A 2,060-nucleotide genomic window follows, 5' to 3' on the forward strand; every position below is an offset into this window, starting at 1 on the left:
CCCTCCCCCGCCGAAGTGGCGGCGCTCGAGGCGGTCAGCCCCGTGCGCCTGATTGTTCGCGCTTTAAAGCGCGGTGAAGTCTGACTCACCAAAAGAGCGGGCGATGCTGAGGCGAACGCCCCCCTCTTCGTGCGGCGCAAACGTCATCTGAAGCCCGCCGAACTCCAGTGCTGTCTGTCCCTGGAGGCTGGAGAGAAAGAGTACCATCATCAGGATGAGGATGGAGATCCCTCCGAGCAGCCAGTTATTCGTCAGTAGCGTCCCCTTACGCATTTTTCCGGTCCTTCTTGTCGGATGGTTAGGGTGAATGGGCGCGGTCTAGTTGCCACGCTCCAGGTCGCGGAATTCCTTGCGCAGTCGCCACTCGTCAGATGTGACCTTGCGTTCGATATCCCTGAGGCGTTCATCGAGATCCATGAAAGTGTATTTCAGGTTCCCGAAAGTGGCTCTGGGGCGGTCGTTCACGTTGCGCCAGAAAACATCTTCTTCCGGTGATATGGTACGACCGCCCAAAGGTGTCCGCGGCGTGATCATCCAGACGACGATATAGGCAATCAGGGCGATCGGTCCGGCGACAAAGAAAAAGGCGAGCACGGCCAGCAGGCGCACCAGGATGGGTTCCCAACCAAAGCGTTCGGCAAGGCCGCCACAGACGCCGGCAATGACCTTGTCATGACGCGAGCGGTAATAGCGCTTTGGATTCGGGGAGCCGTACTGGTCGCCTTCTGGGGCTGTATCACGGTAGGCACGGGATTGGCGGGACATATGTCTGGGTCCTTAGTCGTCAAAAGTGGGGCGGGAAGAACGAGGCGGCCTGCGGGGGCTGTCCGCTTCGCTCTGCTCAAGGAGAGATTCGAGCGTCTCGATCCGGCGTTCCATCGCCTTGGCCGAGCGCCAGAGATCCTCCATCATGCGCTCATCGTCGGGCATCAGGGTTTTCTGCTTCCGCCACAGGGTAATGTAGTGGAAGATCATGCCCGGGAGGACGATGAACAGCGAGACGATCGCTATGATTGGAATAAACTCATCCATCAGGCGGCCTCGTCAGCAGATGGCTGCCGGTTGGCGCGCGCCTGGGCGATGAGGCCCGGAGCGCAGACCAACGTCATGAAGCCGGTGAGGCAAGCGAGTGAAAACAACATCGATTAGTCCTCCGATTTCTTGCTGGAAGACTTCGCCGATGACTTGGCGCGCTTCGCTTTCAGGGCTTCGAGTTCCTTCTCGACGCTCTCGTCACGCTCCAGCGCGGCGAATTCGGCTTCGAGGGTCGGTTCACGGCCCTTGATCGTGTCAGCATAGGCTTCCATTTCGTCGACCTTGCGCTCGATATTGCCGTAGCGCGCCAGCGCATCATCCACTTTGCCGTCATAGACCTGGCTGCGAATGCGAATGCGCTGCTCGGCCGCTTCGCGGCGCATCATCAGTGCCCGATGCTTTGCCTTCGCTTCGTCAAGTTTGGCTTGAAGCTTGGCCAGATCGTCCTGGCGCTTCTCGAAGGCTTCTTCTGCCGCGTCCATTGCCAGCTTGCGGCGTTCGATTTCGCCATCAGCTTTCTGCTTGGCGGTCAGAGCGCCACGGGCCAGGTCTTCACGACCCTTGTCGATGGCCAGTTCAGCCTTTGCAGCCCATTCGTCGCGGGTCTGCGTGAAATGGACGATTTCGCGTTCCATTTCCTTTTTGTCTGCCATGGCGCGGGCCGCGGCGGTGCGAACCTCAACCAGCGTATCTTCCATTTCCTGGATGATGAGCCGGGCAATCTTTTCAGGATTTTCGGCGCTGTCGAGCATCGCGTTGATGTTGGAATTGATGATGTCACCGAGTCGGGAGAACAAGCCCATTTTGGTGTCCTTTCGTGAGTGGGGGGAGGATTAGAAGAACAAACCGCCGAAGAAGATGCCGACGACGAAGAACATCCAGCTTTCCGCCGGGCGCGTCGCGAGCCACCGACCGAAACGGCCAGCATCCGAGCGGGCTTCCGAAGTGTTGTAGCGATCTTCCATTTTCAGTTTGTCCTTCTTGTGTTTGTGAGCAACGCCCTGTCGCTCCGAGCCCTTCTGTCA

5 protein-coding genes are annotated in these 2,060 nt (G+C 58.7%); all 5 read right to left on the bottom strand.

Translation table 11 applies throughout. The features are described from left to right. Positions 1-63: 63 nt before the first annotated feature. The 5 genes from B4F73_RS03960 to B4F73_RS03980 all read right to left on the bottom strand — a co-directional run bounded on the left by B4F73_RS03960 (position 64) and on the right by B4F73_RS03980 (position 2,000). Positions 64-273, bottom strand: a complete 210-nt coding sequence (locus B4F73_RS03960; RefSeq protein WP_206992105.1) for a hypothetical protein — start codon at positions 271-273, stop codon at positions 64-66. Positions 274-318: 45 nt separating this feature from the next. Then, positions 319-765, bottom strand: coding sequence for an envelope stress response membrane protein PspC (gene pspC / locus B4F73_RS03965; RefSeq protein ID WP_034817059.1), 447 nt, complete (start codon positions 763-765; stop codon positions 319-321). Between the two features lie 12 nt (positions 766-777). Continuing rightward, on the bottom strand, positions 778-1,032 hold the full coding sequence (gene pspB, locus B4F73_RS03970) for an envelope stress response membrane protein PspB (RefSeq protein WP_034817057.1): 255 nt from the start codon (positions 1,030-1,032) through the stop codon (positions 778-780). Positions 1,033-1,145: 113 nt separating this feature from the next. Next, entirely contained in the window at positions 1,146-1,838 is a 693-nt protein-coding gene (gene pspA, locus B4F73_RS03975; RefSeq protein WP_034817055.1) for a phage shock protein PspA, read from the bottom strand. 30 nt (positions 1,839-1,868) lie between these two features. Continuing rightward, positions 1,869-2,000, bottom strand: coding sequence for a hypothetical protein (locus B4F73_RS03980; RefSeq protein WP_255342029.1), 132 nt, complete (start codon positions 1,998-2,000; stop codon positions 1,869-1,871). Positions 2,001-2,060: the final 60 nt, after the last annotated feature.

Source organism: Hyphomonas sp. UBA3601 (assembly GCF_002375605.1).
Classification (GTDB): Bacteria; Pseudomonadota; Alphaproteobacteria; order Caulobacterales; family Hyphomonadaceae; genus Hyphomonas.

Excerpts from the sequence above, each read along its gene's own strand:
- pspA (WP_034817055.1), bottom strand. The coding sequence starts at position 1,838 with ATGGGCTTGTTCTCCCGACTCGGTGACATCATCAATTCCAACATCAAC.
- B4F73_RS03960 (WP_206992105.1), bottom strand. The coding sequence starts at position 273 with ATGCGTAAGGGGACGCTACTGACGAATAACTGGCTGCTCGGAGGGATC.
- pspB (WP_034817057.1), bottom strand. The coding sequence starts at position 1,032 with ATGGATGAGTTTATTCCAATCATAGCGATCGTCTCGCTGTTCATCGTC.
- pspC (WP_034817059.1), bottom strand. The coding sequence starts at position 765 with ATGTCCCGCCAATCCCGTGCCTACCGTGATACAGCCCCAGAAGGCGAC.
- B4F73_RS03980 (WP_255342029.1), bottom strand. The coding sequence starts at position 2,000 with ATGGAAGATCGCTACAACACTTCGGAAGCCCGCTCGGATGCTGGCCGT.